Raw genomic sequence first — 569 nt, 5'->3', positions numbered from 1 at the left:
CGGGGCAAGTGCACGCCCTGATGGGCGAGAACGGTGCGGGTAAATCGACGCTGCTGAAGATCCTCGGCGGCGCCTATATTCCCAGCAGCGGCACGGTGCAGATCGGCGAGCGGGTCATGGCCTTCAAGAACGCCGCCGACAGCATTGCCAGCGGCGTGGCGGTGATCCATCAGGAGCTGCACCTGGTGCCGGAAATGACCGTGGCCGAAAACCTGTTCCTCGGGCATCTACCGTCGCGTTTTGGCGTGGTCAACCGCGGTGTGCTGCGCCAGCAGGCGCTGGCGTGCCTCAAGGGCCTGGCCGATGAAATCGATCCCCAGGAAAAGCTCGGCCGCCTGTCCCTGGGCCAGCGCCAATTGGTGGAAATCGCCAAGGCGCTGTCCCGTGGCGCCCATGTGATTGCCTTCGATGAACCGACCAGCAGCCTGTCCGCCCGTGAGATTGATCGCTTGATGGCAATCATCACGCGCCTGCGCGATGAGGGCAAAGTGGTGCTCTATGTCTCCCACCGCATGGAAGAAGTGTTCCGTATCTGCAATGCGGTCACGGTGTTCAAGGACGGGCGCTTC

At 62.9% G+C, this 569-nt stretch carries 1 protein-coding gene; it reads left to right on the top strand.

The genetic code is table 11. The features are described 5' to 3' along the window. Positions 1-569 (top strand): ATP-binding cassette domain-containing protein (locus J1G34_RS27780; protein ID WP_222994868.1); only part of this gene is annotated, 569 nt, incomplete at both ends.

The sequence above is a fragment of the Pseudomonas sp. Wu6 genome (assembly GCF_019891515.1).
Classification (GTDB): Bacteria; Pseudomonadota; Gammaproteobacteria; order Pseudomonadales; family Pseudomonadaceae; genus Aquipseudomonas; species Aquipseudomonas orientalis_A.
This window is presented reverse-complemented; position numbering and strand designations above follow the sequence as displayed.